Raw genomic sequence first — 25,416 nt, forward strand, 5'->3', positions numbered from 1 at the left:
ATCCGGCGGGCTGAATATCTCCTTCAATCGTTGTAATATCTGTCAAAACCTTCGAGCAGATTAAGCAGAATGAATTAAATGCGCTACGGTACAACGATACGACGCCGACCGTTACGGTAGCATACATCTCTCCGCCTCTCAATCCCCCAGTAACTGCAATATGCCGTTCAGCGGCACTCTCAGCCAGCCGGGGCGATTATTAAGCTCATGGCTGATTTCGTATACGGCCTTATCCAGCAAATAAGCGTCCAGCAAAATCTTCTGATGATCGGGAGACTCGGGCAGCAAACTGTTTTTCCCGATGGTATTGAAGTAGAACGTGAGAAACGTCACGGAAACCCAGACATACCAGAACTGAGCCCAATGTCTGAGAACCGGCATATCTCCTTCATCCGGCGGCAGCGACGGGGCAAACCGCAGCAGAGCGTTGTGCGTCGCGTAATGGAACGAGCGGATCATGCCGGCAACATCACGAAGCGGCGACCGTTTCAGACGACGCTCGCTTAAAGAACGGGCCGGCTCTCCTTCAAAATCGATGATGACAAAATCTTTGCCCGTATACAACACCTGCCCCAGATGATAATCCCCGTGGCAACGCATTCGCATAGCCGATATCCTGTTCTTCTGAATCAAACGGTACCTGTCGATGATTTCTCTCTCCATGCTCAGCACCCGCTGCGCATCCTCAACAACTTCCTCCGGTATATCCGCGACTCTTTCCCGCAATGTCTGCAACGTCTGCATTGTAAAGCCGCGCATAGACTGATATAGAGAAGTCTGATACATGAACGTGAAGGGCTCGGGAGAAAAATCAGGGTCGTCCGCAACAGAAGCCAGCGCCATATGAAGCTCAGCTGTACGTTGCCCCAAAAGCTCGGCCGAGGATAAGTATGAGCCTATCATCTGTTTAGCTAACTCCGGCGGCTCTTTCAGCATGGATAACAGCGACCTGTTAGTGACCGGGGGCATCTGAACTGTTGGATGCGCTAATGCGTTCTGGAAATAACGCGCCAGCGAATCCAGCGTGTATTGCCACGCGTCGCCTTCGTTCGGCACAAAGGCTTGCAATATGCCTAGGCTGGAAGGCGTACGCCTTCTCAAAGAATACTCCAGCGCTCCGGCGACGGGTGAGATATTGGCAAAAGAAGTCTTGTCCGTAAGAAAACGCCCGATTTCCAGATCCAGATTAACGCCGTCCTCAAGCTTTCGGAACAGTTTCAGAATAAAACGATCTCCGTACGATATGAAAGTATTATTCTGTTCGACTTTCATAGGCATAAGATCGAAATTTGCTTCTTCTGTTCCACGAACTCTCCGGAATACCGGTGTAACAGAAGCATTAATCTCACCATTGATTCCTTTAAAGCGGCGTCTCCGCCCTATCGCCTGTAATAGAAAACCGCAGTAATCCTTATCTACGAGGGCGTCATACAGCAGCCACTCGGTACCCTTGCCGCGGGGTTTGAGTCGGGCGAACACAGCTTCAGGATGCTCTTCGGCAATTGCGTTCAATCGATCAGCCGGAGCTATCATCAAGGGAATCACGTAAGAATCAGGGACACCCTCTGTATATTCTATCTGGAGCAAAACAACCTGTGTAACAAAGCTGGCAGAGCGCATAGGTATAATGTCCTTTATCTCCACGGAGCGTATATCACGCGCTTTACCTCTAAACCACCGCCGGTTTTTTACATAATCCTGTAATACGGACTCCAAGATAAACCAGTTTTCCTTATCGAAGAGCGATTCACTATCCCTCATGATAGTCGGTACCGCGCCGGGATCAATCGCGACAAATTTCGAGCCCGATGTGCTCTGCGGGAGCGGCTCAAGCGAGAACCAGTAAAATGCGTGAGGACTCAGTGTAAAATAATACTTTCCTCCCTTTACAGGGTCGAATTCCACGCCGCCGAAAAGATCTACTGGCCTCCATCCGTTAAATTCATTCAGATCCAGTTGAGTCTGCTGTGCAAGATGCGAAAGGTTAGCCACAACAAGGATTGTCTCCTCCTGATAACGGCGAAGAAAGGCCAACACCTTGCGATTTGCCGGCTGCAGGAACTCTATACTGCCGCGACTAAAGGCCTTATATCTCTTTCTTAACGCAATAACGCGCTTCATCCACCAGAGCAGGGAATCGGGATTGCTCTGCTGCGTTTCCACGTTGACGGCTTCATAATGATATTCCGGTTCGATTATCGGCGGAAGGTATAGCCGCTGAGGGTTTGCTTTGGAAAATCCGGCATTCCGCTCCGGGCTCCATTGCATCGGCGTGCGCACGCCATTCCTGTCTCCCAGATAGAAATTATCGCCCATGCCTATCTCATCGCCATAGTAAATCACAGGCGTGCCCGGCAATGAGAAGAGCAGCGCTTTCATAAGCTCTATCTTCTTACGATCGTTGTTAAGAAGCGGCGCCAGACGGCGCCTGATGCCCAGATTTAGGCGGGCAGCCGGATCGCTGGCGTAAACCCGATACATGTAGTCCCGCTCTTCATCAGTGACCATCTCCAGGGTCAACTCGTCGTGGTTACGCAGGAATGTGGCCCATTGACATGTCTCCGGTATTGACGGTGTCTGCTGTAATATGTCGATTATGGGGAAACGGTCCTCCATGCGGATAGCCATAAACAAACGCGGCATCAGGGGAAAATGGAACGCCATGTGAAACTCATCGCCATCTCCGAAGTAGGCGACAGCATCCTCCGGCCATTGATTAGCCTCGGCTAAAAGCATTCGATTCTTGTATTTTCTATCGATATACCCGCGGAGTTCCTTCAGAAAAGCGTGTGTTTCCGGCAGGTTTTCGCAACTGGTCCCTTCCCTCTGGTAAAGATAAGGCACGGCATCCGCGCGCAGCCCGTCAACTCCCTGCTTCAACCAGAAATCCATAACCCTGAAGATAGCCCTGCGCACAGACGGATTATCGTAATTCAAATCGGGCTGGTGATAATAAAAGCGATGCCAGTAGTTAGATTTTGCCAGATGATCCCATGTCCAGTTAGAACCCTCGTAGTCCTTAAAAATGATGCGGGCTTCTTTATATTTATCGGGTGTATCGCTCCAGACATAAAAATCACGCAGTCGGCTTTGGGGCGCCGCTCTGCGCGCTCTCTGAAACCAGGGGTGCTGGTCCGAAGTGTGATTAAGGACTAATTCGGTTATGACACGGATGCCGCGCTGATGCGCTTTATCGACAAAAGACTGGAAGTCCTGCATGGTGCCGTAAATCGGCTGTATACCTGTGAAATTCGATATGTCATAGCCGTCATCTTTAAGAGGGGAAGGGTAAAAAGGCAGCAGCCAGATGGCGTTAACGCCCAGGTCCTCCAGATAATCGAGCTTCTGCGTAAGGCCCGGAAAATCGCCCACTCCGTTAGACTCACTATCAAAGAAAGACCTTACATGAAGCTCGTAGATTATGGCATCCATATACCAAAGAGGATCGGCGCTGATCGACATTACTGATACTCCCAGCCCACTTGCTAATCGCCTAATAACGTATGAACATAATTAACTATTTCTTTTACACCGACGGTTTTAACCAGAAGTCCGCTGGCACCGTGCTCCGTGCTGTCGCGTTGGACGGCCGTGCTGCGTTGAGGCGTTATCACGATATAAGGTATTTTCTGCTGGCGCAAGCTGTCACAACGATCCCATATAGTCTGATCGAAACCGGTTAAATCTATGAGCGCAAGTCTCACATTGGATTGACCGGCAATAACCCGATCAATATCTTCGAGGCTCGCGGCACAGACCACTGCGTAGCCTTCTGCTTCAAGCTGCTGCGCCGTTGAATCCAGTTGACCGCGATCAGTACCGACTATTAAAACTAATGGTTTTTCAATCATCGAATTCTCACATTAAAGTTTTTGTCCCGCCTTTTACGGGTTAACGCGCAAGACTATATCTGCACTGCTTATCCATGTACCGGAAGCCAGCCCGACATAGCAGAGTAGAAAGTATACCATCGTAATCAGAAATTAACAAGATATTTCACAACGCATCCTATTTAAGAACCATATCAGACCACAGCGGCTATTGCAACCACGGACATCCGGGAAAATTTTCGATAATATCATCGATATTGCCGCGAAAACTCGTCGATGCGTTCCATCTCCTCTGGCGTAAGAGCCAGTTTCATTGCCCCCGCGCTCTCCTCGGCGTGCTTCGTTTTGCTAGCCCCGGGTATCGCTACCACCGTGTCACCGTGGGCATTTATGAGCCAGTTAAGCGCTACCTGCGATACGGTAACACCTTTCCTAGTCGCTATTTCATCGAGGAGATTAATGAGCGGCCGGCTCTCCTCAATTTTTTTCCCAAGAGCGTTGCGACGCCCGCGTGGAAGACTCGTAATGAGGCCGGGATCCTGATGAAACTTGCCGGAGAGTAATCCCATCTCCAAAGGGCTGTAACAGATAATAGTTATCCCGAGCTCCTTGGCGGCATCAAGCACTCCGTTATCCTCGATTTCCCTTGCAAGAAGGTTGTACTTAACCTGATTGGAAGCGAGGGGGATGCCGCGTCGGGCAAGGGCGGCGTGTGCTTTTCGCATCATCTTTGCAGAGAAATTGCTCACGCCTATTGAGCGAATCTTACCGGCTTCAACCAAATCCGCCATAGCGTTCATCTGCGCTCCTATGGAAGCGACAGAATAGGGATTATGGATTTGGTACAGATCGATAGCGAAGGGTTCGAGGCAGCTCAATCGTTCATCGATAGTGTTCCTGATGGAGATTGCCCTTCTCATTAGCGGCCACCATTTTGTGGCAATGACCACATCGCCGTTGTTCTTGCCTGCCGCTTTGAGCGCAGTGGACAACCCTCGTTCGGAGCGGCCATTGCCGTATATCTCGGCGGTATCGAACCAGTTCATGCCGCCGTCTAAAGCGGCTTTCACAATAGCGCTAGTCGTATCGGCAGATATACACGCCCACATATACTTGTGAAACCCCTGCCCCTCGGAGAACTGCCAGGTGCCCAGCCCTATTGGCGTTATATCGATATCCGTCCTGCCAATCCGCCTCTTCTGTATCATAGACCACCTCACATATCCGGATGGAGCGATATTACCAGATTATTGCGACAAAAACCACTTATTTAGATAAAGGTGACATTGTTATAAAATACGTCTATAATAGAATATGGAAACGCAACATTACACTAGCTACAAACTTACTTTTTGCATAAAGTAAGGAGGCAAAATGAAACTGTATTCTATATTAGCTGTTTTGTTCATCACCCTCATCCTGCCAATTGCAACACTTGCTTGCTCGCCGCAAGAGACTAACGAAGAGTCAAGGTTTGGCGTCTATCTCGTCGATACTGGAGGGTTGATATTATCGGAACATCATATCGAATCATATAATTCGTCGAGTCACGAGATCGAGCTGAACGCAGCAGGAATTGAACAATGGAATTCGTTCGTCAAATCACATGATCCCGGCGACTGGCATGCTTCAGACATCTGGTGCCTGCACCAGAAAGAATTCTCGGTCAAAATGGATGGCGAAGAAATATATACCGGACAATTCTGGTCTCCACTATCGTCACTGATGTACGAAGGTGTTGTGATAATGTATTTCCCTAAGCTTTACGATGAATTCAACACTCTATGGATAAACTCGTTCCAGCCCGACGATAATGACCCCATTAACGACCCTCGGGTCATCGATTTCTTCGCCGGCGAAGGACTGCTGGAAAATTAAAGGCTTGATCGTCGCTATAATTCCCCCCGCCTTGACACCTGATATCCCCCCATGTACGATACGCTCGGACACCGAGATACCACTTGCAAGGATGGAGCAATGGCTGAAACAGGCTTTGAATCACAGCGCCGCGCGGAGTTCTATGATAAGAACGTGCGGCAGACGATACCGTACTACGAGACGATTAATCACGAGACCATCGACCTCATAAAACATCTGAAGCCGGACGTATCGTGCTGGCTGGACACCGGCTGCGGCACCGGCTTCATCGTCGAGCAGGCGCTGGCCGCTTTCCCCGCCGCGAGGTTCGTTCTGACCGATCCATCCGACGGCATGCTGGACCAGGCACGCAAACGACTGGCAAGGGCGAACTCGCGCGTGCGCTTACTCGACGCCATGAAGAGCGAGGAGCTTGTCTGGCCGGAGGGCGAAGCGGCGCCGCAGGTTATCACGGCGATACTATGCCATCACTATTCATCGCGCGATGAACGGCGCAGGGCAATCGAGAAATGCTATCGAATGCTGGCGGACGGCGGCGTTTTCGTCAACTTCGAGAACGTAGCCCCTTACACGCAGCACGGCGTTGAGAAAGGACTGGAGCGCTGGGGGCGATTCCAGGCGGCGCAGGGGCGCTCCGCGGAGCTTGTGCAAAAACACCTGCAGCGCTACGATACCGTCTACTTCCCCATACGCATCGATGAGCACATCGCGCTGCTTCGGGATGCCGGCTTTCGTGTTGTCGAACTGCTGTGGTTCTCTCACATGCAGGCCGGGTTCTACGCCGTCAAATAGATGCGACTCTTATCTGAGATGATTAACTTAACATAAGGAATGCAATGACAAAGATACTCGGCATTGTTGGCAGCCCGCGCAAGAAGGGCAACACGGATATTCTTGTCGACAGGATCCTCGAAGGCGCAAAGAACGCCGGAGCCGACGTCGAAAAGATTCATCTGAGAGGACTGACCATCAAGGAATGCGACGGCTGCTATATATGCTGGAAGAACAAGCCATGTCCCAAAAAAGACGATATGAACGACATTTATCCCATGATCGACGCCGCCGATGTCATCGTTTTCGGCACGCCGGTCTACTGGTTCGGGCCCACCGCGTTGCTGAAGGCATTTATCGACCGTCTGATATACTTCAACTGCCCCGGGAACAGGCCAAAGATCGCCGGCAAGGCCGCGGTCATCGCCAGCCCGTTCGAGGATACGGACATGGACACGGCAGCGCCTTTGTTGGCCTTCTTTGAGAAATGCTTCGATTACCTTGAGATGAAGCCGGCGGGACGAATACTTGTGCCGGGAGTAGCGGCAAAAGGTGACATCTTAGCCAAGAACGACGCGCTTGAGGAGGCGTACCGTCTCGGCTCGAAACTGGCTGAAACCAGCAGGTGAAATACCACTTATTAGATGGAGGCAAGCTCGGCATGGAGATGAAAACGGACAAGGACAAACTCCAGAAACTCGCAGAGTTGATGAACGAGCAGTCGGAGACGCCGTTCATGATCACCGACGACCTGCTGTACATATTCGACGCGGCGCTGGAGCCGGAAGAGGTCGACTTCCTTCTGAAGATGGGCGGGGGCAACCTTACACGCGGCGATGTCGAGAAAAGAGTCGGATTGCCAAAGAAAGAGTTCGACCGATTGCTTGAGACTCTGCTGAACAAGGGGCACATAACCGAGATCGAGGCCGGGCCGGGAGAAGAACCGTACCTTCATGTGATGTCCATCTTCCCGGGCTGGTTCGAGCATTACCTCATGGGCGGCGCCGACACGCCCGACAGGCGGGAGTTCGCCCGCCGCGTCAGCGCGTACTTCAGCGCGGCGCAGGCCGTGCCGCCCGACGTGTTGAACATGATATTAAAGGACGTATCGCCGCACCGCTCGGTGGCCACGGTCAATCCGACATCGTCGCGCCTTATCGAAGTTAACAAGCCCCTTCCGCCGCAGGTAAACGAAGTCTATCCGGCGCACAGCATCCTCAATATCCTGGAGCAACTTCCCGACGACGAGGTTATCTCCGTCGGCCACTGCTTCTGCAGGCAGCAGCGCAAACTTGACGGCGACCCCTGCCGCATGCACCTGCCGGATGAATCGTGCATCGCCCTGAGCCCCGGCGCGGAGCATATAATCAAGCGCGGGCTCGGGCGGCGCATCAGCAAGCAGGAAGCTATCGACCTGGTTAAGGAGGCCGAGAAAAAGGGCGCCATTCACCAGGTGGGCAGGCTGGTTCCCCTGAAGGATTTCAAGGCGAAATACGCTGTAGATATCATCTGCAACTGCTGCTGGGACTGCTGCGGGGTCATAGGCAATTACAGCCGCGGCAACACGCCGTTCATGCTCAAGTCTTTCTACATAGCGGAGATGCCGGACGAGAACGCCTGCAACGGCTGCGGCGAGTGCGAGACCTATTGCCCGGTCAGAGCCATCGCCGTCGACGGTTACGGGATAGCTCGAATCGATGATAAGCTGTGCTGCGGCTGCGGCCTGTGCGTGCGGCACTGCCCGGAACAGGCCGTACGACTGAAACCATTCGAGCGCAATGTATTTCTGCCGGTGCTGGAGAGCGGCAAGCGGCGAATAGAATAGCAACTGGAAAGCGATGGAAGAGATATAAACGATATCATACACAGGCAATAACCCAGCGACGAACTCGATAAAGCGACGAGATAAAAGGAGGAACGGAATGAAAGAACTTCAGGACTACAGCGGACCATTCGTAAAGAACATCCAGTTCGAGGATATGTCAAAAGAAACGCTGGCGCGGCTGCTGCGCGTTTACTGCAAGGAGATGCTCACGCTGGACGCTTACTGGCAGCAGCAGATGCGTAAACGCGCCGGCGAGCAGGTCGAGCGGGAGTGCATGCTGGAAAACTGGACCCGCATCGGGAAACACGAGATGAAGTGGACAGCAGAGGCACTCAATATAAAAGACAACGACATCGAGGCCTACGTTAAAATCAACCAGTTCCTGCCATCCTTCGCGCAGGGCGTTTTCGACTACGACTGGGACCTCAAGGACAAGAACAACGCTATTCTCACCGTCAGGCATTGTCCCGCCTTCGCCGCGCTGAAGAACCGCGAGCCCGAGAAGCTGGATTGGACGTGCCGGGTCTTCGAGGATGCCGGCATGAAGGCGTACACGGAAGCGCTCAATCCAAATATCAAGTGGAGGCCGCTCAAGGTCGGATTCACCGGAGAGCCCGACGAGATCGCCTGCAAATGGGAATTCTATACGGAATAGAATATACCTGCTCCATATTGTATATCGACTGCAACAAGTACGGTTATCCGTTTTTCCACGGGTCGACCGCCACGTCATGTAACTGCAATTCTCCACGCATGCTTTAATGATTCGGTTTCGCGATAAAACTTAGCTATGGAGGCAGGCGGATTTTTCAATTATCTCCAAATAGCATTGACATATGCTTTTTTATGATTTATAAAAGTAATATAAGATATATAAAAAATCTCTGGACTGAGTGCCTAACCAAGCGCAATTCATTTACAGAGCGCGACCGCGTAAAAGTCAGGAGGTTGCAGTTACAATCGGATGAAGGAGAAGTAAACTGGGGGTTCAAAGCTCGTGATTGAACGCAGTTTATCGTTCAATAAGCATCAGCGGAGTACGCCGTTCGTAAACTGGATTGGATTTCCGGTTTCAGACCTTCGTCGAAAAAACCAGGTTCCGCAGCCCCTCCTGAACACGGATGTAAGAAACACTAAACCGCCCCGGGCCGGATCACGTAAAGGAGTCTCGGGGTGCCTCTAGGAATAGACCCCCACGATCTGCCTGTTCTGCTCTTATTCAACGTCGACCGCTGCTGGAGTCCCCCGGAAAAAGAAGAGGTTGTTTCTTTATCCTCTCACCTTGATACCGCCATATCGTCGATAGGGCACCCGACAACGTCGATTCCGCTGTGCGATGATGACATCGAATCCGTGCTGAGCGCGTTCGATCCGCTATCATATATCGTATTCAACTGGTGTGAAAGCATCCCCGGCATACCGCACAGCGAGCATCTGGTAGCGCGGGCTCTTGAGAGAATGGGTTTCGCCTTTACCGGAGCCGGCTCCGAAACGCTGTCGAAGGCGCAGAATAAAAGGCTGATGAAGCAACTCCTGGAAAGGGATGGAATACCTACACCAAAATGGCGCGTGTTCGAAAGACCCGAAGCGAACGGATGGGACCGCTTCCCGTCCATAGTTAAAGCCGTGAATGAGCATTCCAGCGAGGGCATCACGCGCGAGTCGGTAGTGTCGAACGAGGCTGAGCTGGTCCAGCGGATATCGTTTGTGCTGCAGACCCTGAAACAGCCGGCCCTGGTGGAAGACTTCATCGACGGACGGGAGTTCCACGTATCAATTTGGGGCAACGGACACATCGATATGCTGCCTCCGGCCGAGATGGATTTCTCATCTTTCGGCGACATTCACGATCGGCTGTGCACATACGACGCGAAGTTCCTGCCCGGGTCGCCACTGTACGACGGCATCAAGACGCTGCTGCCGGCACCGCTGAGCCCGGAGGAGAGCGACAATCTGGAGAACGCCTGTAAGGCGGCTTACAAGGCGCTTGGCTGCCGCGACTATGGCCGCATCGATGCGCGCATCCGCGACGGCATCGTTTATGTCCTTGACGTGAACCCCAACGCCGATATCAGCGCCGACGCCAGCCTGGCCTGCGCCGCCGAGGTGGCAGGCTACTCCTACGGTGAAACGGGAAGCCGTATCGTCAGGCTGGCAGCGCACCGCCACCCCGTCTGGGGCAATTAAAGCTGGAAATATCCTCCATCCACGCGTCGAAACCTTCATCACCGCTTCACTTTGACTCCCGACATCTGCTACAATCAATGCGTCGATGCCACGCGCTCGATTTGAATCACGAAGGGCGAGAGAACCTCGCCCCTACGCGACCGATTTGAAATGCAGGGGGTTCGGATATTCATCGCCCCGCGACATCTGAAAATCAGCGCCCTCCGGCAAAAGACCCGAGGGCTGAATCTCAATAGAAGGAGTTTTTATAATGAAAAAAGAATTGAAGGTAGGAGACAAAGCCTCGCGCAGCAAGATTTTTACCGATGACGACGTTAAGAAATTCGCCGATGTATCGACCGATAAGAACCCGATACACCTCGATGCGGAATACGCCAAGAATACGATATTCAAACAGCGCATCGCGCATGGCATGCTGGTGGGTAGTCTATTCTCGGGGATCCTGGGATGCGACCTGCCCGGCGAGGGCACCATCTATCTGGGCCAGACGCTGAGTTTCAAGGCGCCGGTGCCGCTCAACGAACAGGTTACGGCAACCGTCGAGGTATTGAGCATCCGGGAGGATAAGCCCATCGCAGTCTTTAAAACTACATGCGTGGACAGCCAGGGTAAGGTGGTTATCGAAGGAGAAGCTACAGTAAGAGTTCCTTAGAGAACATCGGTAGTCTCACTCCCGCAAATGCTTTAAACCAAATCATACAAACAAAAAAGCTGGAACACTTTTAGCGTGTTCCAGCTTTTTACATTATAACTTCTATGTTCTATGCTTTTGCCCGGTACACTATAGCTCCGATCAAACCGGCAAGCAGCGCGGCACCCAGAACTATAAGGATTATCAATATCCACCGCTCCGGCAGGTTGGTTTTACCAGCGGTACCGCCGTCAGACGGGACTGTAGGAACCGCAGTCGCAGTAGCAGTAGCTGTAGCTGTGGCCGTCGGTGTAGGCGAAACAGTCTGCGTGGGAGTTGAAGTTGGAGTAGCCGTCGGCGTTGCTGTTGGCTCCGGCTCCGTAGGCGCCATTAATGCGAAGATGGAGAAGTGGGTTATCGTGAACGTGATAGTGTTATTTACGAGATCCACCGTGCCGGTTATATATGTGTAGGTACCGGTAGCCTCATTGTATATTCCGAGGACCAGATTTTCTCCCGTGGCTCCTTCAGGGAGCAATGCCGGGTCGTAATCTATTGTTATCTGTATGCCTGGATCGAAGGTAGCCCCGTCAGGATCGAAATCGAAGGCGGCCAGTATCGTTTTTCCCTCCGGTGCTTCCGGAAGAGGTATCATTTTCTCCATAGACATTCCGCTCAACATCGAGCCATTCTCGGTAAGCAGTTTGGTCCCTGCCGGTATGTAAACGCTCGCGTTTCCGTCAGAGCAAGAAACACTAACGTTATTCTGCATAACACCAGCACTGGAAATAATCCAGGATCCACTCGAACCACACATGTCAGTTGTGAAGGGATATGTAAAGTCTTCCGGGCTATACCCTCCGCCGCCTGTACCGGGAGTATAGTAACCATAGCCGTAGCCATACTGACCGTAAACCCCACCCATGTCCTCAATAGCGGGAACCATTAAGAGTGTTATAATAATAGCCATAAAGATAGCTGTTGAGATTACTCTCGTATTTGAACGTTTCTTTTTTTTGCTCATTAAAATACCCCTTAGCAAAACACTGCGGAAATAGAAAATCCCTTGCTTTCAGCTTTGCATAAAGCTAATCACGGATTTTACATTTATACTACACTTAGGTATCTTTGTCAACACTAATACCAATGTTATATGAAAATATTACGCTTGTTCAATGAAAAATCGACATCCATAAGCAAATTTATGCCGCGTGCGTTATGCAGGCATATATCGCAATCGCAGATAACTTCTCGGCCTCGCTAAAACATCCGCGCAGGACGCTACCGCCCATTCAAAGGATAGTGTTTGTGCTAAAATTAGTGGGTTATGCTTAGCAATAATCAACCCCGTGTATCTCTCGGTCTTGGGGAAATTCTTAAGAGGATAGCGGACACCCCTATAACCTCGTCCCCGATTATATCGGGGCACCTCTTTTCGATGTGTTGTTCCAATGAATGATATATTTGTTTCGCTTGACCTGGAGACTACGGGCCTCGATCCTGTCAACGACGAGATAATCGAGATCGGCGCGGTTAAGTTCGACCGCAACGGCGTCATCGACACTTACCAGTCAATGGCTAAGCCCTCGCGCCCTGTGCCTTACCGCATACAGATACTCACAGGCATAACCGACCGCGACCTTGTGAAGGCGCCAAAGCTGCCGGTCGCGCTGAATGAGCTGGTCGATTTCCTCGGCAACGCCACGATAATCGGACAGAACATAGGGTTCGACCTGGCGTTCCTGGCGGAGCAGGACGTTGCGCCGCGCGGAGAGGTCTACGATGTTTTCGAGATGGCGACCATCGTGATGCCGGCGCTGACCGATTACCGACTGGCTACACTGGCTGCCGAGTTGGGCGTATCGTCCGTGCAGTATCACCGCGCGCTGCATGACGCCACGGCCGCCAAGGACGTATTCCTGGCGCTGCTTGATAAGCTGCGCTCTTTAGACCCGTCGATCGTCGCCGAGCTGGACCGCATCGGCGCGAGCCGGGACTGGCCGCTCGGACGCCTCTTTCACGCCGTGTCGGATGAGAAACTCGGCGACGTTTTCTCCATCGCCGGAGAGCCCGCGTTGAAGATATATGAGCTCTCAAAAGAGAAAGGTGAGCGGCTGCGCGCCAAAACGGAACGCGAGAAGATCGACATCGATCGTATGGTGCTCATGCTGGAGGACGGCGGGAAATTATCGAAATCCTTGGAAGGTTTCGAGTGCCGCAAAGAGCAGTCGGCTATGGCGCGGGCCGTGGCCGAGGCGCTTAACAAGAGCGCGCGTCTCATCGTGGAGGCGGGCACGGGCACGGGAAAATCGATCGCTTATTTATTGCCGTCGATCATTTTTGCTTCCGGCAACGGGATGCCCGTCATCGTATCGACCAACACCATAAGCCTGCAGGAGCAGCTTATAGGGAAGGACATACCGGATTTGGAGAAGGCCCTGGGCGATGTGGCTTTCCGCTGCGTGCAGCTCAAGGGACGGGGCAACTACCTCTGCATGCGGCGCTGGAATCTGCACAGGCGGATGCGCTCGCTGACGCGGGAGGAGTCCGGATTCATGGCCCGTATACTTGTCTGGCTGGCGCAGACGGAGACCGGCGACCGCGGCGAACTCAACATGAGGAGAGAGGAGCAGTCGCTATGGAGCCGCGTCAGCGCCCAATCGGAAAGCTGCCTGGGATCTCAGTGCCCTTATCAGAAGCGCGGGCAATGCTTCCTTTACCGGGCCAGGCGCATGGCGGAGGGCGCCCATATTGTAGTGGTGAACCACGCGCTGCTGCTTTCCGACATCGTCTCGGAAAGCAATATCCTGCCCTCGTATCGCCACCTCATAATTGATGAAGCCCACAACCTGGAGGAGGAAGCCACGGAGCAATGGGGGCTGGAAGTAGGAGAACGTGACCTTCGGGGCTATTTCGACCGGCTGGGGCAGCGCGACGGCGGAGGGCGCTACGGCGGCCTGCTGTTTGAGCTGGCCGAGCATTTCAGGGGCAGCGCCGTGCCGCTGACACGCCAGCACGAGATCGGGGAGATGGCCGGAGACGCTTACCGGATCGTAGAGCATGGGATCGACCGCGCATCAGAGTTATTCGACGCCCTGTCGAAATTCGTGGACGTTCACGCGAGAGACGGCGGCGGCTACGAGCGGCGCCTGCGCATAACCGGGGCGGAGCGCCAGGCTTCGGAGTGGCGGGGTGTCGTCCTGGCCGCGGAGAACATGGATATGGCTTTGCAAGATATAGGCGGCGAACTGGGGCGACTGCTGGCCGCCGTCGAGCCGCTGGATAGTATGCTGGACCACGACGACATTGTCACGGAGATAGCTTCCGCGATATACCGCGGAGAGGAAATGCGGCAGGGGATAGGCTGGATCTGCGGCGGGGAAGAAGAGGACAGCATATGCTGGCTCTCCGCCATCGAGGGGCGCGTCACCATGCACGCGGCTCCGCTGGAGGTGGCTACGGTGCTGGAACGGGATTTATATGAGAACAAGGAATGTGTAGTGTTGACCGGAGCCACTTTGAGCGTCGATGGCGGCTTCGGTTATATCAAGAATCGATTGGGCTTCGGCGATGCCAGGGAGGTGATGCTCGGCTCACCGTTCGACTTCGAGGGAGCCGCGCTTTTATACATACCCGACGATATCCCGGAGCCGGGCGCGCGCGGTTACCAGAAGGCCGTGGCGCAGGCGCTGATGGATATCGGCCGCGCCGCGGAGGGGAGAACGCTGGCCCTTTTCACATCGCACTCCGCCCTGCGTTCCAGCTATGAATCGATTCGGGAAACGCTTAACGGGGAGGATATCCTTGTCCTGGCGCAGGGAGTGGATGGCTCGCCGCGCCAGTTGATCAGGTCGCTCAAGGAGGATTCACGAACCATGCTGCTGGGCACCTCCAGCTTCTGGGAAGGGGTCGATATAGCGGGGGACTCGCTGAGCGTGTTAGCGATAGCCAGGCTTCCGTTCAGCGTGCCCACGGACCCGGTCTTTGTATCGCGCTCCGAGCTTTTCAGCGATCCTTTCAACGAATACGCAGTACCGCAGGCGGCGCTGAAGTTCAAACAGGGATTCGGACGTCTCATCAGGAGCAAGAGCGACCGCGGCGTGGTCGTCATCCTCGACAGCAGGGTGCGGTCGAAGAAATACGGCGGAGTGTTCCTTTCGTCGCTGCCGCAATGCACCGTTAAGTCCGGACATGCGGAGCGACTGGCGGGGGAGATCAGGGACTGGCTGTACGGGGGCTAGCTGGGGGGCTGCTCGAACTGGACGGTGGCGTCCTTGATCCAGGGGTTCTCCTCCGCGCAAATCTTGCACACAAATCCCATGCCGCTGGAGCGGGGATCGAACCATATCTGTCCACAGTTCTCAACAGGTTTATCGGTGTTCCACGTCATATGGAAGCTCCTGCCGCATAGAGAGCAGCGGGATACGTTCTCTCCATCCAGCGGCTGACCGCAGATAATGCATATATCGCTCATTTTGCCTTCGCCTCTTTCCTCAATCATTTAAAGGGTTTGGGCAGGTGTAAGTCAACCCCCATGTTTATCCGTTATGTAGGGGCAGTTCCTTCCGTGATATCTTGGTATATGGAAGGATGCCCGATAGACAGGGCGCAGCGAGCAGCGCCCCTACACAGGCATTCCCAAATCCTTACTTATGTGTTTTCAGCCAATACTGCACGAAGGTCTCTTCTTCCTCCATGGTATCTGCAAGACCGTCCAGCTTCGCGTCCTGGAGCGCCTTAAGTATCCGGCCCAGGCGCGGGCCTGACTCAACACCCATCCTCTTAAGCTCGTTCCCATCGAGATGTATACGTACATACTGCGTCTCTTTGAGATATCGCTCTATCTGGCCGCGCACTATGCGGGAATCATTGGAGAGAAAGCAGGCCGACGCGACTTCCACCGGATAGCGTTTGAGGTAGCGATAGACAGCGCTGGGTTGAATGGCGGGATCCGCCAGCTTGTGGATATCTTCGTTGATCCGGGCTACACCGATCACGATGCGTTTCCAGTCCCCCGACAGATTGAGACGTTCGCATATAGCTTCAGCATCATCCCTGCCCAGATCATGGCACAGCAAGGCGAAATACACGGCCGGACCGGCTACATAATGCCGCCGCGCATCCTCAAAACGGTCCGCGAGCCATTTACTGCTCTTCAGCGAGCGGTTGATCTGGCGCAGCACGCCCAGCTCGTCTGCGCGGGCCAGCCCGTTCTCGGGGAATTCCTCTTTCAGCAGCAGTTCGATCTCGTTTCTCAAACGGTCTCCACTGATTGTGTTAATCATGGCGACCTTCCTGCGCAGTAGACGCTCGGTTCCGTCCTCGATGGTAAAGCCCAGCCTCTGTTCATAACGTATCGCCCGGAATATCCTCGTCGCGTCATCGATGAAGCTTCTCTTATGCAGGACGCGAATCAGTTTCTTATCAAGGTCGCTTACGCCGCCGTGAAAATCGAGCAGTTGACCGAATGATTGAGGTGAGAGATCGACGGCCATGGCGTTGACGGAGAAGTCCCTGCGTCCTGAATCGTCTTTGATCGTAGCGGGTTTAACTATAGGCAGGGCGCCGGGGTGCGCATAGCTTTCGCGCCGCGCCATAGCTATATCGATGGTGAACTCGCCGTGCCGAAAGTTGGCCGTGCCGAACCTCTGGTGTATAGCCAGCTTTTCCCCGGTCTCGGCGGTTATCTGCCTCGCGAATTTTATAGCGTTTCCCTCCAGCGCCAGATCTATATCCAGACTGGAACGCTTCAGCAGAAGGTCGCGCACCGTCCCTCCCACGAGGTACAATTTTTCTCCGTTTTCTTCCGCGGCCTTTCCCGCTATTTGTAAAAAGAGGGCCATCTCCCGGGGCAGATGTTTATCTATTACTGATTTCAGGTTTTTCACAACTCTCGAATTATATCATTCTTGCCTTGACAAATCGAGGCTCCAACATTATGTTTGACAGAGGGGTTCACACGTTGGAAGACATCACAGAACTGAAAAACACGCTGCAGGTTCCTTTTCGCGAGCCCGTTCTGCTGCAACAGGCGCTGGTGCACCGTTCGTATCTCAACGAGAATCCGGATTTCGAACTGCAATCGAACGAAAGGCTCGAGTTTCTGGGCGACTCGATGCTGGGAGTCGTCATCGCCGAGAAGCTGTACCGCGAACATCGCGATCTACCGGAAGGCGACTTGACCAAGCTCAGGTCGGCGCTTGTTCGGAGAGAAACGCTGGCGCGCATAGCAAGACAGCGTCTCAAGCTGGACAACTACATTTACCTGGGACGCGGCGAAGAATCCAATAGCGGTCGCGCCAGGCAGTCGATACTGGCCGACGCTCTGGAGGCGGTTATCGGCGCCGTCTTCCTGGATCAGGGATTCGATGCCTGCCGCGACCTGATACTGAGGCTGTACGATGGCGAGATAGAGAAGGCTGCCGACACCGTCCTGAACGCGGACTTTAAGTCGCGGCTGCAGGAGATCGTGCAGTCGAGGTGCCGCGAAGTGCCTGAATACCGCGTTATCAGCGCGGAGGGGCCGGATCATGCCAGGGAATTCATCGTTGAGGTGCTCATAGGCGGCAGGGTTTTGGGCAAGGGAAAGGGGAGCAGTAAGCGCGAGGCGGAGCAGGGGGCAGCCAGGGCCGCACTGGAAGCCGGACCTTAGTAATTTTTCGAAGATCCACATGCCGTTCGCCGCCGATTTGTGTTAAAATTATAAATCGACCTTCAGTCACCGGTTTCTATATTTTAAGGGGTGATTAACATGGCTTACGAAACCATTACGTTAAAAAAAGACTCCCACATCGCCACTCTCACCATGAACCGTCCTGACAAGATGAACGCTTTAACCAGGAAGATGCTGCTTGAGATGGTTGAGGCCGTCGCCGATGTGGCACAGGACAGGGATATCAGGGTAATGATACTCACGGGCGCGGGCAAGGTCTTCTGCTCCGGCGCCGATATCAGCGGGGGAGGATGGGAGAGCGGGCTTGCCGGTACTCCCAACGAGCTGCACTACAACATACGCACCAGCTACCAGAGAGTCGCTCTGGGCTTACAATCGATGGACAAGCCGACCATAGCTATGGTCAACGGCGCCGCAGTAGGCGCGGGCTGCGATTTCGCCTTCGCCTGCGACATGAGGGTCGGCTGCGACAGGTCGAAGTTCAGGAACAGCTTCGTGAAGGTCGGACTCATTCCGGGCGGCGGCGGAGCATGGTTCTATACTCGCCTGCTCGGTCTCGGCCGCGGACTTGAATTCATGTTCACGGGGGATTTCCTTGAAGCGGAGGAGGCATTGCGCATCGGCGTGCTGAACAAACTCGTCCCCGGCGATAAGCTGGAAGCCGCCACCATGGAGCTGGCCGGGAAGATCGCATCGAACCCGCCGCTGGCCGTACAAATGTCAAAGAAGCTGGCCTACAAGGCGCTCGAGACGGACCTGGAGACGGCTCTGGACTTTGCGGCCACGTGCCAGGCGCTGGCGCTGAGCTCAGAGGATCACCGCGAGGGAGTCAACGCTTTCATGGAGAAGCGGGACCCTACATTTAATGGCAAGTAATTTTTATCGAGGAGGAAGACTTTGATCGACGAACTAAAGGTTTTTACCGGTAACGCGCACCCCGCTCTGGCTAAGGGTATCTGCGATTATCTAAAAATACCTTTAGGCAAGTCCGAGGTCTTCGAGTTCGCCAACGAAAACACGTTCGTCAAGATACTGGAGAACGTCCGCGAGCGGGACATTTTTGTAGTACAGCCGGTATGTGCCCCGGTGAACACGAGGCTCATGGAGCTGCTTATTATGCTCGATGCGTTAAGGCGGGCCTCGGCCGGGCGCATCACCGCGGTCATGCCGTATTACGGCTACAGCCGCACCGATAAGAAGGACCAGCCGCGCGTGCCCATAACCGCGCGTCTGGTGGCCGACATGATAAGCGTCGCCGGCGCCGACAGGGTGCTCACCGTCGACCTGCATGCGGCGCAGATACAGGGCTTCTTCACCATCCCCGTCGACGAACTCACCGCGCTTACGCTCCTCGCCGACTACATCAAGTCCAAGAAGCTGAAGGATATGGTGGTAGTGGCCACCGACATCGGCATCACCAAGCACGCCCGCGACCTTGCCGCCAAGCTCAACACGCCGCTGGTCATCATCGAGAAACGCAGGGCGGGCAACGACGATAATGCGGAGCTGCTTAACATAATCGGTGAGGTCGAAGATAAGACCGCCATCCTCATCGATGACGAGATCGACACCGCGGGCTCCCTCGTCACAGCTGTCAACGCCCTTACCAAGGCTGGAGCGAGCGGGGTTTACTCCCTGTGCACGCATCCGGTATTCTCCGGCCCGGCCATAGAGCGCATCTCCAAATGCGCCGTCAAGGAAGTGGTGGTCACCGATACGATCCCTGTCCCGACACAGAAACGCAACGGCAAGATCACGGTTCTCTCGATAGCGGAACTTCTGGGCGAGGCCATACGCCGCATCCACGCCGGCGAATCCATCGGCGCCATGTTCCAGGATTAGGGGGCTGCAACCGAATGGGCGAGAGACTGGTTGATGTCTATATCGCCTCGGGAGAGGTGGAAGCCTATATCATCAAGGGCAAGCTGGAGGCCGCCGGCATCGCTAGCATTCTAAGATCCAACGCGGCACGGTCGGTGCATATGTTTACCGTCGATGGCATGGGCGCGATACGGGTCGCAGTCAACGAATCCATGGCCGACGAGGCGCGGCGGATAATCGAGGATGAGTCGTATTCGTTAGAGGAAGGGGAGGACGTGTCTGGTGAATAGGGCGAGAACCTATGTGTTCGCCCCTACGGGTGGCGTCGACATATGTTTAAAGTTGTCATTGCGAGGAGTGTGTCCATATAGTTATATCATGGAAAAACGACGTGGCAATCTCGTCGTTATTATAGCAGTGCCTTGATGGAGATTGCTTCGCCATTTCAGACAAGGGCTCGCAATGACACCGTAGCGGTGGGTTAAGAAACCCACCCTACATTTAGATAGAGGATTTATTTCAATGATCGCAGGTGTATATGTTTAAGAAATTACTGGGCGGATTGCTGGATTCCAACGAGAAGGTAGTTAAACGCTTCGAACCCACGGTCGAGGAGATCAACTCGCTCGAACCGCAGTTCCAGGCGCTGTCGGATGAGCAGCTGCGCGGCAAGACGGACGAGTTCCGCAAGAGGCTCGCCGGCGGCGAGGAGCTCGACGACATCCTCCCCGAGGCCTTCGCCGCCGTGCGCGAGGCGGCCAGGCGCACGATAAAGCAGCGCCACTTCGACGTACAGCTCATCGGCGGCATCGTTCTGCACCAGGGACGCATCGCCGAGATGAAAACCGGTGAAGGCAAGACCCTCGTCGCCACATTGCCGACCTATCTGAACGCGCTGGACATTAACGATGAGTGGATCGAGAAAGCTCAGGAGTTGCAGGGCGGGGACCCGGCCGGTTGGCGTTTCAAACCGTACGGCCTCTATCGAGGCGAGAGCGGCGTTGAGGAGTGGCGGTTGATCGACACTTACACGAGCGATACCACTGCGGTCGGCATGGGCGTTCCTAGAAAAATCTTACAGGTCTCCCGCGGCGTGCATGTGGTCACGGTCAACGACTACCTCTCAAAGCGCGATAGTTATTGGATGGGCCCTGTATACAACTCGCTGGGCCTGTCGGTGGGCACCATACAGCACGAGTCGTCATTCTTGTTCGATCCCGGATATGAGTCGGAGGACAAGACCTGGCCGCACCTGCGTCCGGTGAAGCGGCGCGAGGCCTACGAGGCGGACATCACCTACGGCACCAACAACGAGTTCGGCTTCGACTACCTTCGCGACAATATGGTCGTCGATCTCTCGCAGTGCGTTCAGCGCGAGCTGAACTTCGCCATCGTAGACGAGGTCGACTACATCCTCATCGACGAGGCGCGCACCCCGCTCATCATCAGCGGCCCGGCGCCCGAGGCCTCGGATAAGTACCCCGTGTTCGCCAGGGTCGCCGCCGCTATCGAACAGGGCAAGGATTACGAGATAGAGGAGCGCGAGCGGTCGGTGAAGCTCACCGACGAGGGCATGTCCCGCGTAGAGGGGCTGCTCAAGGCGGAGGGCCTGCTGCGGAGCCCCGATCTATACGATCCATCCAACGCCATGCTCATGTACTATCTGGAGAGCGCGCTCAAGGCGCGCGTCCTGTTCAAGCGCGACCGCGAATACGTCGTCCGTAACGGCCAGGTGATCATCGTCGATGAGTTCACCGGTCGCATGATGCCGGGACGCCGCTACTCGGAAGGCCTGCACCAGGCCATCGAGGCCAAGGAGGGCGTCAAGGTACAGCGCGAGAACATGACCATGGCCACCATCACCTTCCAGAACTACTTCCGCATGTACAACAAGCTGGCCGGCATGACGGGCACGGCCATCACCGAGGCCGAGGAATTTCACAAGATTTACAAGCTCGATGCTGTCGTAATACCTACAAACAAACCTCTGGCAAGGCAGGACCACTCCGATTTCATCTACCAGAACGAAGAGGCCAAGTTCCGCGCCGTGACCGAGGAGATCAAGAAGCTCAATTCCGATGGCAAGCCCGTGCTGGTCGGAACAGTGTCAATCGAGAAGTCAGAGCACCTCGCCGAGATGCTCATGCGCAAGGGCGTGAAGCACGAGGTGCTCAACGCCAAGAACCATGAGAAGGAGGCGGTCATCGTGGCGCAGGCCGGGCGCGTCGGCGCGGTCACCGTGGCCACCAACATGGCCGGACGCGGCGTCGATATTATCCTCGGCGGCAACCCCGAGGGCCGCGAGCAAAGCGACTGGCAGCAGGAGCACGATAAAGTCGTCGGTCTAGGCGGGCTGCATATCATCGGCACCGAGCGCCACGAGGCGCGGCGCATCGACAACCAGCTGCGCGGCCGCGCCGGACGCCAGGGCGACCCCGGCTATAGCCGCTTTTACGTGTCGCTGGAGGATGACATTGTAAAGCGCTTCGGCGGTGAGCGCGTCAAGGGCGTCATGGAGCGCTTCAAGTTCGACGAGGACGTTCCGATAGAGAACTCCATGGTGAGCAAGGCCATCGAGAGCTCGCAAACCAAGATCGAGGGCTACAACTTCGATATCAGAAAACACCTCGTGGAATACGACGACGTGGTCAACGCGCATCGCGAGGTCATCTACAGTGAGCGCCGCAAGATTCTCAGCGGCGCCGATGTCAGGGCCAATATCATATCGATGGTGACCCAGGAGATAAAGAACATCTGCGGCGTGTACCTGTCGAAGGGCGCGGAGGAGACCGATGCCGCCGCCTTCCTCAAAGAGATCGGCACCGTAATGCCCCCACCCCCGGAGCTGAACGCCGCCGCCGTCAAGCAGATGGACAAAGCCGCCGTCGAGGAGCGGCTGATAAAGCACATCGACGATGTATACGCCCAGCGCGAACGGGAGTTCGGCGCGGATAAGATGAGGTTGCTGGAGCGCCTGATCATGCTGCGCATGATAGACCGGGCCTGGGTGGAGCACCTCACGCAGATGGAGCAGATGCGCCAGTCCGCGGGCCTTGAGGCCATGGGCCAGCGCGACCCGCTGGTCATCTACAAGCAGCGCGGCCACTCCACGTTCGAGGCTATGACCGCGGGCATAGAGCACGACGTCGCGACAACTATCTTCAGGGTAAAGATCGAGGAGAAGCCCGCGCAGTCGAAGATAACGCAGTCTCCCATGGCGCAGGCAGCCAAGCGCCCCGAGCAGGCCAGGGAGGACAAGCGCACCCCCGGCCGCAACGACCCGTGCCCCTGCGGAAGCGGGAAGAAATACAAGAAGTGCTGCGGACAGAATAAATAAGTAGGACGGGTTTCAAACCCGCCGATATAATTGGAGGAACAGCTAATGACAATGGATACCAGCAAGCACATAGTACATTGCCCGGTTTGCGGGCAATCCTTAAAGGTTACAGTCGCTGCTTCCAAAATTCCGCCGCATCCGGCCAAGCATCTGCCAAAAAGCACGTGTCCGGGCTCGCGCCAGCCGATAAGGTGAGTGAGGGGAAGTATGGAGTGTGTTTTGCTACACTCTACCCGCTATATAGCTGTCGTGAAGGGAGGAAAATGAGCATAGAAGAGGATATGCAGAAGCTCTACTATGAACAGAGTATGTCAGCCTATTATCAGGAACAGACCCTTCTGTTTACTAGATTGAACTTCTTCTTTACTTCAATATCGTTTCTTGTCGCAGCTCTGGTGTTGTTGTTAGGTGGTTGGACAAGCGATGGTGGGGTTCGCTCGTTTATGTACTTCTCAGTAGTGGTGCTCGGACTTCTTCTCTCGATACTCTTCTTGGTCATCAACTTCTATATGGCACAAGTGACGTTAAAGAAGCTCAGAGACCATGTTTTCAAGATGGGGGAAAACCTCCCACAGCCCTCTGTCTTCTTTAAATCACCTCTCAATGTGCTTGAATCATTGGACCCAGACGCTAGCTACTCTGGAGAAAAGCTAAAGATATTAATAAAATTAATAAGAGATTTTCCCTCACCACACACATGGGTTATCCCATTGATTTTTGTCGCTTTCTGGGGCCTTATGTCTGGTCTTTACGTAGGGATAGTATGGCATTGGAACGATTGGTGGTGGGCTATTTTTAGTATTGTGCCTCTCCTAATATCGCTGCTATCACTCTTTCTGTTCAATAAGTATGTAGTGAAGGTATGTCGTTCGATAAAGTTGGGCAATGGGGAATCATGACCAACGCCGAAATCGCTAAAGTGTTCGACGAGATAGCTGACCTCCTTGAGATGAAGGGGGAGAATCAGTTCAAGATTCGTGCCTACCGCCAGGCGGCGCGCACCATCAAGAAGCTGCCCGTGGAAGTTGAGCGCATGGTGAGTAACAGGGAAGACCTGGAGGAGATACCCGGCATCGGCGATGCCATAGCCGCCAAGATAGAAGATTTGGTCAAGACCGGGTACGTCAAGGCGCACGATGAGCTCAAAGCGCAGTTCCCGCAGGGGATACTGGATATTTTGAATATACCGGGCGTCGGGCCCAAAACTACGCTGCGGCTGTACACTGAGCTCGGGGTCAAGACCGTAGCCGAGCTGGAGCAGGCCGTTCGCGAGGGGCGGGTAGCTGGGATGCAGCGGGTGGGAGAGAAAAACGCCCGGAAGATTCTGGAAGCGATAGAGTCGGGCGAGAAGAGGCATAGTTGTTAGCACGAGATTCTTCGCCGTTCCGGGCAAGGACTCAGAATGACAGAACGAACTCACCCTAGCCCTCTCTTTTGTAAAGAGAGGGTAACTAAGAGAAGAGGTGCAGGAGAATGGGTCTCCTGCCGGGGGAACTGGGGGTGTCCCCCAGATTCTTTTAAATTCCCCCAAGATTGGGGGATAGCAGGGGGTTGACGGAGATTGCCGCGCTTCGCTCACAATGACAGGTGAATGTTAGGTTACGTAGGGGCAGGCCTTGTGCCTGCCCTCCGGCGGGCGACCACGAGGGTCGCCCCTACACAATGATTGAAATATATTAGGGCGCAGTAAACAGCGCCCCTACGGATAACGAATTTGTGATAGGGAAATAATGGCCAGGCGGAAAAAGGCGCAAGCAGAAAAGGGCGTTTCCACCGAGAGCGAATCGGTGCGGCATCTGCGCGACTCCATCGCGGGCGGGAAGCACTGGTTCACCGCGCTGCTGGAGTCCATAGCGCTATGGACCCTCCCCGAGGAAACATATAAAGACAGGACATACCGCTACCTTATCGGTGGCGAGGCCTTCGACTGGCTGCTGCTGGCCGAGCGGCTTCTAGCGGAGGTCGAACACCTTGTGCCCAAGTCCGAAGTCGTCGACCTGCTGTTCCATTCCAGGATGCCCGTCCCGATAACAGACGATGAGTTCAAAGATTTGATCGGCGCATCAAAGTACAGCGCGCAGCTCAACTATTTCTACGGGGTGACGGTGGAGGAGGCGCTGGTGCTGGCTGTCGAGGGGGAGGTGCGCAAGGAGCAGGCAGCGCGGGGCATCAGCGAGGGGGAGGAGCTGGGGGAGGAGGTCTGCCGGCGGCTGTACGGGGCATCGCGACACGCATTGCTGGTCAAGTTCCGCAAGGAGAAGGGTTACGCCCGGGGCCGCTCCATCCAGTTTCAGGAGCTGAAGGAATTCACCTACTGGCTATTCAAGTACCGCGTGAGCAACTCGGACAAGGCGCGTATAGCCAGCGACACGGCCAAGGGCTTGAAGGAGCTGGAGCGCCAGTGGAAGCACAGGCACAAGAGTCGCGAGTAGCGGATATGTAGGGGCGAGGTCGCCTCGCCCT

Annotated in this window: 23 protein-coding genes; 17 read left to right on the forward strand and 6 right to left on the reverse strand. The window is 54.6% G+C overall.

Annotated elements, in window-relative coordinates; all coding sequences use genetic code 11:
- Nucleotides 1-138: 138 nt before the first annotated feature.
- The 3 genes from treS to WC562_00895 all read right to left on the reverse strand — a co-directional run bounded on the left by treS (nt 139) and on the right by WC562_00895 (nt 5,038).
- On the reverse strand, nt 139-3,462 hold the full coding sequence (treS, locus tag WC562_00885) for a maltose alpha-D-glucosyltransferase (protein ID MFA5054717.1): 3,324 nt from the start codon (nt 3,460-3,462) through the stop codon (nt 139-141).
- 23 nt (nt 3,463-3,485) lie between these two features.
- Nucleotides 3,486-3,851: a hypothetical protein gene (locus tag WC562_00890; protein ID MFA5054718.1), complete on the reverse strand. Its 366-nt coding sequence runs from the start codon at nt 3,849-3,851 to the stop codon at nt 3,486-3,488.
- A 227-nt stretch (nt 3,852-4,078) separates the two neighbouring features.
- On the reverse strand, nt 4,079-5,038 hold the full coding sequence (locus WC562_00895) for an aldo/keto reductase (GenBank protein ID MFA5054719.1): 960 nt from the start codon (nt 5,036-5,038) through the stop codon (nt 4,079-4,081).
- Nucleotides 5,039-5,204: 166 nt separating this feature from the next.
- Here WC562_00895 and WC562_00900 point away from each other — a divergent pair, with 166 nt between their 5' ends.
- The 7 genes from WC562_00900 to WC562_00930 all read left to right on the forward strand — a co-directional run bounded on the left by WC562_00900 (nt 5,205) and on the right by WC562_00930 (nt 11,143).
- On the forward strand, nt 5,205-5,708 hold the full coding sequence (locus WC562_00900; GenBank protein MFA5054720.1) for a hypothetical protein: 504 nt from the start codon (nt 5,205-5,207) through the stop codon (nt 5,706-5,708).
- A 99-nt stretch (nt 5,709-5,807) separates the two neighbouring features.
- Nucleotides 5,808-6,500, forward strand: a complete 693-nt coding sequence (locus WC562_00905) for a class I SAM-dependent methyltransferase (protein ID MFA5054721.1) — start codon at nt 5,808-5,810, stop codon at nt 6,498-6,500.
- Nucleotides 6,501-6,544: 44 nt separating this feature from the next.
- Nucleotides 6,545-7,108: a flavodoxin family protein gene (locus WC562_00910; GenBank protein MFA5054722.1), complete on the forward strand. Its 564-nt coding sequence runs from the start codon at nt 6,545-6,547 to the stop codon at nt 7,106-7,108.
- Nucleotides 7,105-8,304, forward strand: coding sequence for a 4Fe-4S binding protein (locus tag WC562_00915; protein ID MFA5054723.1), 1,200 nt, complete (start codon nt 7,105-7,107; stop codon nt 8,302-8,304). Before WC562_00910 ends, WC562_00915 begins: the two co-directional genes overlap by 4 nt.
- Before the next feature lie 97 nt (nt 8,305-8,401).
- Nucleotides 8,402-8,959, forward strand: a complete 558-nt coding sequence (locus WC562_00920; protein MFA5054724.1) for a DUF6125 family protein — start codon at nt 8,402-8,404, stop codon at nt 8,957-8,959.
- Between the two features lie 518 nt (nt 8,960-9,477).
- Nucleotides 9,478-10,491: an ATP-grasp domain-containing protein gene (locus WC562_00925; protein MFA5054725.1), complete on the forward strand. Its 1,014-nt coding sequence runs from the start codon at nt 9,478-9,480 to the stop codon at nt 10,489-10,491.
- A gap of 250 nt (nt 10,492-10,741) precedes the next feature.
- Nucleotides 10,742-11,143 (forward strand): MaoC family dehydratase, encoded by a 402-nt coding sequence (locus tag WC562_00930; protein MFA5054726.1) that lies wholly within the window; start codon nt 10,742-10,744, stop codon nt 11,141-11,143.
- A 109-nt stretch (nt 11,144-11,252) separates the two neighbouring features.
- On the opposite strand, the gene WC562_00935 is transcribed toward WC562_00930, so the two are convergent.
- Complete coding sequence (locus tag WC562_00935) at nt 11,253-11,792, reverse strand: hypothetical protein (protein ID MFA5054727.1); 540 nt, start codon at nt 11,790-11,792, stop codon at nt 11,253-11,255.
- A gap of 781 nt (nt 11,793-12,573) precedes the next feature.
- Between WC562_00935 and WC562_00940 the strand changes: the two genes are divergently transcribed.
- Nucleotides 12,574-15,363, forward strand: a complete 2,790-nt coding sequence (locus tag WC562_00940) for a helicase C-terminal domain-containing protein (protein ID MFA5054728.1) — start codon at nt 12,574-12,576, stop codon at nt 15,361-15,363.
- Here the strand turns inward: WC562_00940 and WC562_00945 are convergent.
- Nucleotides 15,360-15,596 carry a hypothetical protein gene (locus tag WC562_00945; GenBank protein ID MFA5054729.1) on the reverse strand — a complete coding sequence of 79 codons (237 nt, stop codon included), beginning with the start codon at nt 15,594-15,596 and terminating at the stop codon, nt 15,360-15,362. The two genes, WC562_00940 and WC562_00945, sit on opposite strands and share 4 nt — an antisense overlap.
- A gap of 172 nt (nt 15,597-15,768) precedes the next feature.
- On the reverse strand, nt 15,769-17,010 hold the full coding sequence (locus WC562_00950; protein ID MFA5054730.1) for a hypothetical protein: 1,242 nt from the start codon (nt 17,008-17,010) through the stop codon (nt 15,769-15,771).
- Nucleotides 17,011-17,084: 74 nt separating this feature from the next.
- Between WC562_00950 and rnc the strand changes: the two genes are divergently transcribed.
- From rnc to WC562_00995, 9 genes are all read left to right on the forward strand, one after another.
- A complete protein-coding gene (gene rnc, locus WC562_00955; GenBank protein ID MFA5054731.1) occupies nt 17,085-17,774 on the forward strand; it encodes a ribonuclease III in 690 nt (229 codons plus the stop codon).
- Between the two features lie 99 nt (nt 17,775-17,873).
- The gene (locus tag WC562_00960) at nt 17,874-18,671 is read left to right on the forward strand and encodes an enoyl-CoA hydratase-related protein (GenBank protein ID MFA5054732.1); all 798 of its coding nucleotides are present in this window, start codon (nt 17,874-17,876) and stop codon (nt 18,669-18,671) included.
- Nucleotides 18,672-18,692: 21 nt separating this feature from the next.
- Nucleotides 18,693-19,637 (forward strand): ribose-phosphate pyrophosphokinase, encoded by a 945-nt coding sequence (locus WC562_00965; protein ID MFA5054733.1) that lies wholly within the window; start codon nt 18,693-18,695, stop codon nt 19,635-19,637.
- Nucleotides 19,638-19,651: 14 nt separating this feature from the next.
- A complete protein-coding gene (locus WC562_00970; GenBank protein MFA5054734.1) occupies nt 19,652-19,906 on the forward strand; it encodes a DUF2007 domain-containing protein in 255 nt (84 codons plus the stop codon).
- A gap of 248 nt (nt 19,907-20,154) precedes the next feature.
- Nucleotides 20,155-22,953 (forward strand): preprotein translocase subunit SecA, encoded by a 2,799-nt coding sequence (gene secA, locus WC562_00975; protein ID MFA5054735.1) that lies wholly within the window; start codon nt 20,155-20,157, stop codon nt 22,951-22,953.
- Nucleotides 22,954-22,998: 45 nt separating this feature from the next.
- Nucleotides 22,999-23,148 carry a hypothetical protein gene (locus tag WC562_00980; GenBank protein ID MFA5054736.1) on the forward strand — a complete coding sequence of 50 codons (150 nt, stop codon included), beginning with the start codon at nt 22,999-23,001 and terminating at the stop codon, nt 23,146-23,148.
- Between the two features lie 68 nt (nt 23,149-23,216).
- Entirely contained in the window at nt 23,217-23,852 is a 636-nt protein-coding gene (locus WC562_00985) for a hypothetical protein (protein MFA5054737.1), read from the forward strand.
- Nucleotides 23,849-24,319, forward strand: coding sequence for a helix-hairpin-helix domain-containing protein (locus WC562_00990; protein MFA5054738.1), 471 nt, complete (start codon nt 23,849-23,851; stop codon nt 24,317-24,319). Before WC562_00985 ends, WC562_00990 begins: the two co-directional genes overlap by 4 nt.
- 364 nt (nt 24,320-24,683) lie before the next feature.
- The gene (locus WC562_00995) at nt 24,684-25,385 is read left to right on the forward strand and encodes a hypothetical protein (protein ID MFA5054739.1); all 702 of its coding nucleotides are present in this window, start codon (nt 24,684-24,686) and stop codon (nt 25,383-25,385) included.
- Nucleotides 25,386-25,416 lie beyond the last annotated feature (31 nt).

This window comes from Dehalococcoidia bacterium (assembly GCA_041649635.1).
Classification (GTDB): domain Bacteria; phylum Chloroflexota; class Dehalococcoidia; order E44-bin15; family E44-bin15; genus JAYEHL01.

Coding starts and splice junctions, on each gene's coding strand:
- treS (MFA5054717.1), bottom strand. CDS start 3,462: ATGTCGATCAGCGCCGATCCTCTTTGGTATATGGATGCCATAATCTAC.
- WC562_00930 (MFA5054726.1), top strand. CDS start 10,742: ATGAAAAAAGAATTGAAGGTAGGAGACAAAGCCTCGCGCAGCAAGATT.
- WC562_00995 (MFA5054739.1), top strand. CDS start 24,684: ATGGCCAGGCGGAAAAAGGCGCAAGCAGAAAAGGGCGTTTCCACCGAG.
- WC562_00905 (MFA5054721.1), top strand. CDS start 5,808: ATGGCTGAAACAGGCTTTGAATCACAGCGCCGCGCGGAGTTCTATGAT.
- WC562_00990 (MFA5054738.1), top strand. CDS start 23,849: ATGACCAACGCCGAAATCGCTAAAGTGTTCGACGAGATAGCTGACCTC.
- WC562_00960 (MFA5054732.1), top strand. CDS start 17,874: ATGGCTTACGAAACCATTACGTTAAAAAAAGACTCCCACATCGCCACT.
- WC562_00920 (MFA5054724.1), top strand. CDS start 8,402: ATGAAAGAACTTCAGGACTACAGCGGACCATTCGTAAAGAACATCCAG.
- WC562_00910 (MFA5054722.1), top strand. CDS start 6,545: ATGACAAAGATACTCGGCATTGTTGGCAGCCCGCGCAAGAAGGGCAAC.
- secA (MFA5054735.1), top strand. CDS start 20,155: ATGTTTAAGAAATTACTGGGCGGATTGCTGGATTCCAACGAGAAGGTA.
- WC562_00895 (MFA5054719.1), bottom strand. CDS start 5,038: ATGATACAGAAGAGGCGGATTGGCAGGACGGATATCGATATAACGCCA.
- WC562_00970 (MFA5054734.1), top strand. CDS start 19,652: ATGGGCGAGAGACTGGTTGATGTCTATATCGCCTCGGGAGAGGTGGAA.
- WC562_00935 (MFA5054727.1), bottom strand. CDS start 11,792: ATGTCTATGGAGAAAATGATACCTCTTCCGGAAGCACCGGAGGGAAAA.
- WC562_00985 (MFA5054737.1), top strand. CDS start 23,217: ATGAGCATAGAAGAGGATATGCAGAAGCTCTACTATGAACAGAGTATG.
- WC562_00945 (MFA5054729.1), bottom strand. CDS start 15,596: ATGAGCGATATATGCATTATCTGCGGTCAGCCGCTGGATGGAGAGAAC.
- WC562_00900 (MFA5054720.1), top strand. CDS start 5,205: ATGAAACTGTATTCTATATTAGCTGTTTTGTTCATCACCCTCATCCTG.
- WC562_00890 (MFA5054718.1), bottom strand. CDS start 3,851: ATGATTGAAAAACCATTAGTTTTAATAGTCGGTACTGATCGCGGTCAA.
- WC562_00940 (MFA5054728.1), top strand. CDS start 12,574: ATGAATGATATATTTGTTTCGCTTGACCTGGAGACTACGGGCCTCGAT.
- WC562_00980 (MFA5054736.1), top strand. CDS start 22,999: ATGACAATGGATACCAGCAAGCACATAGTACATTGCCCGGTTTGCGGG.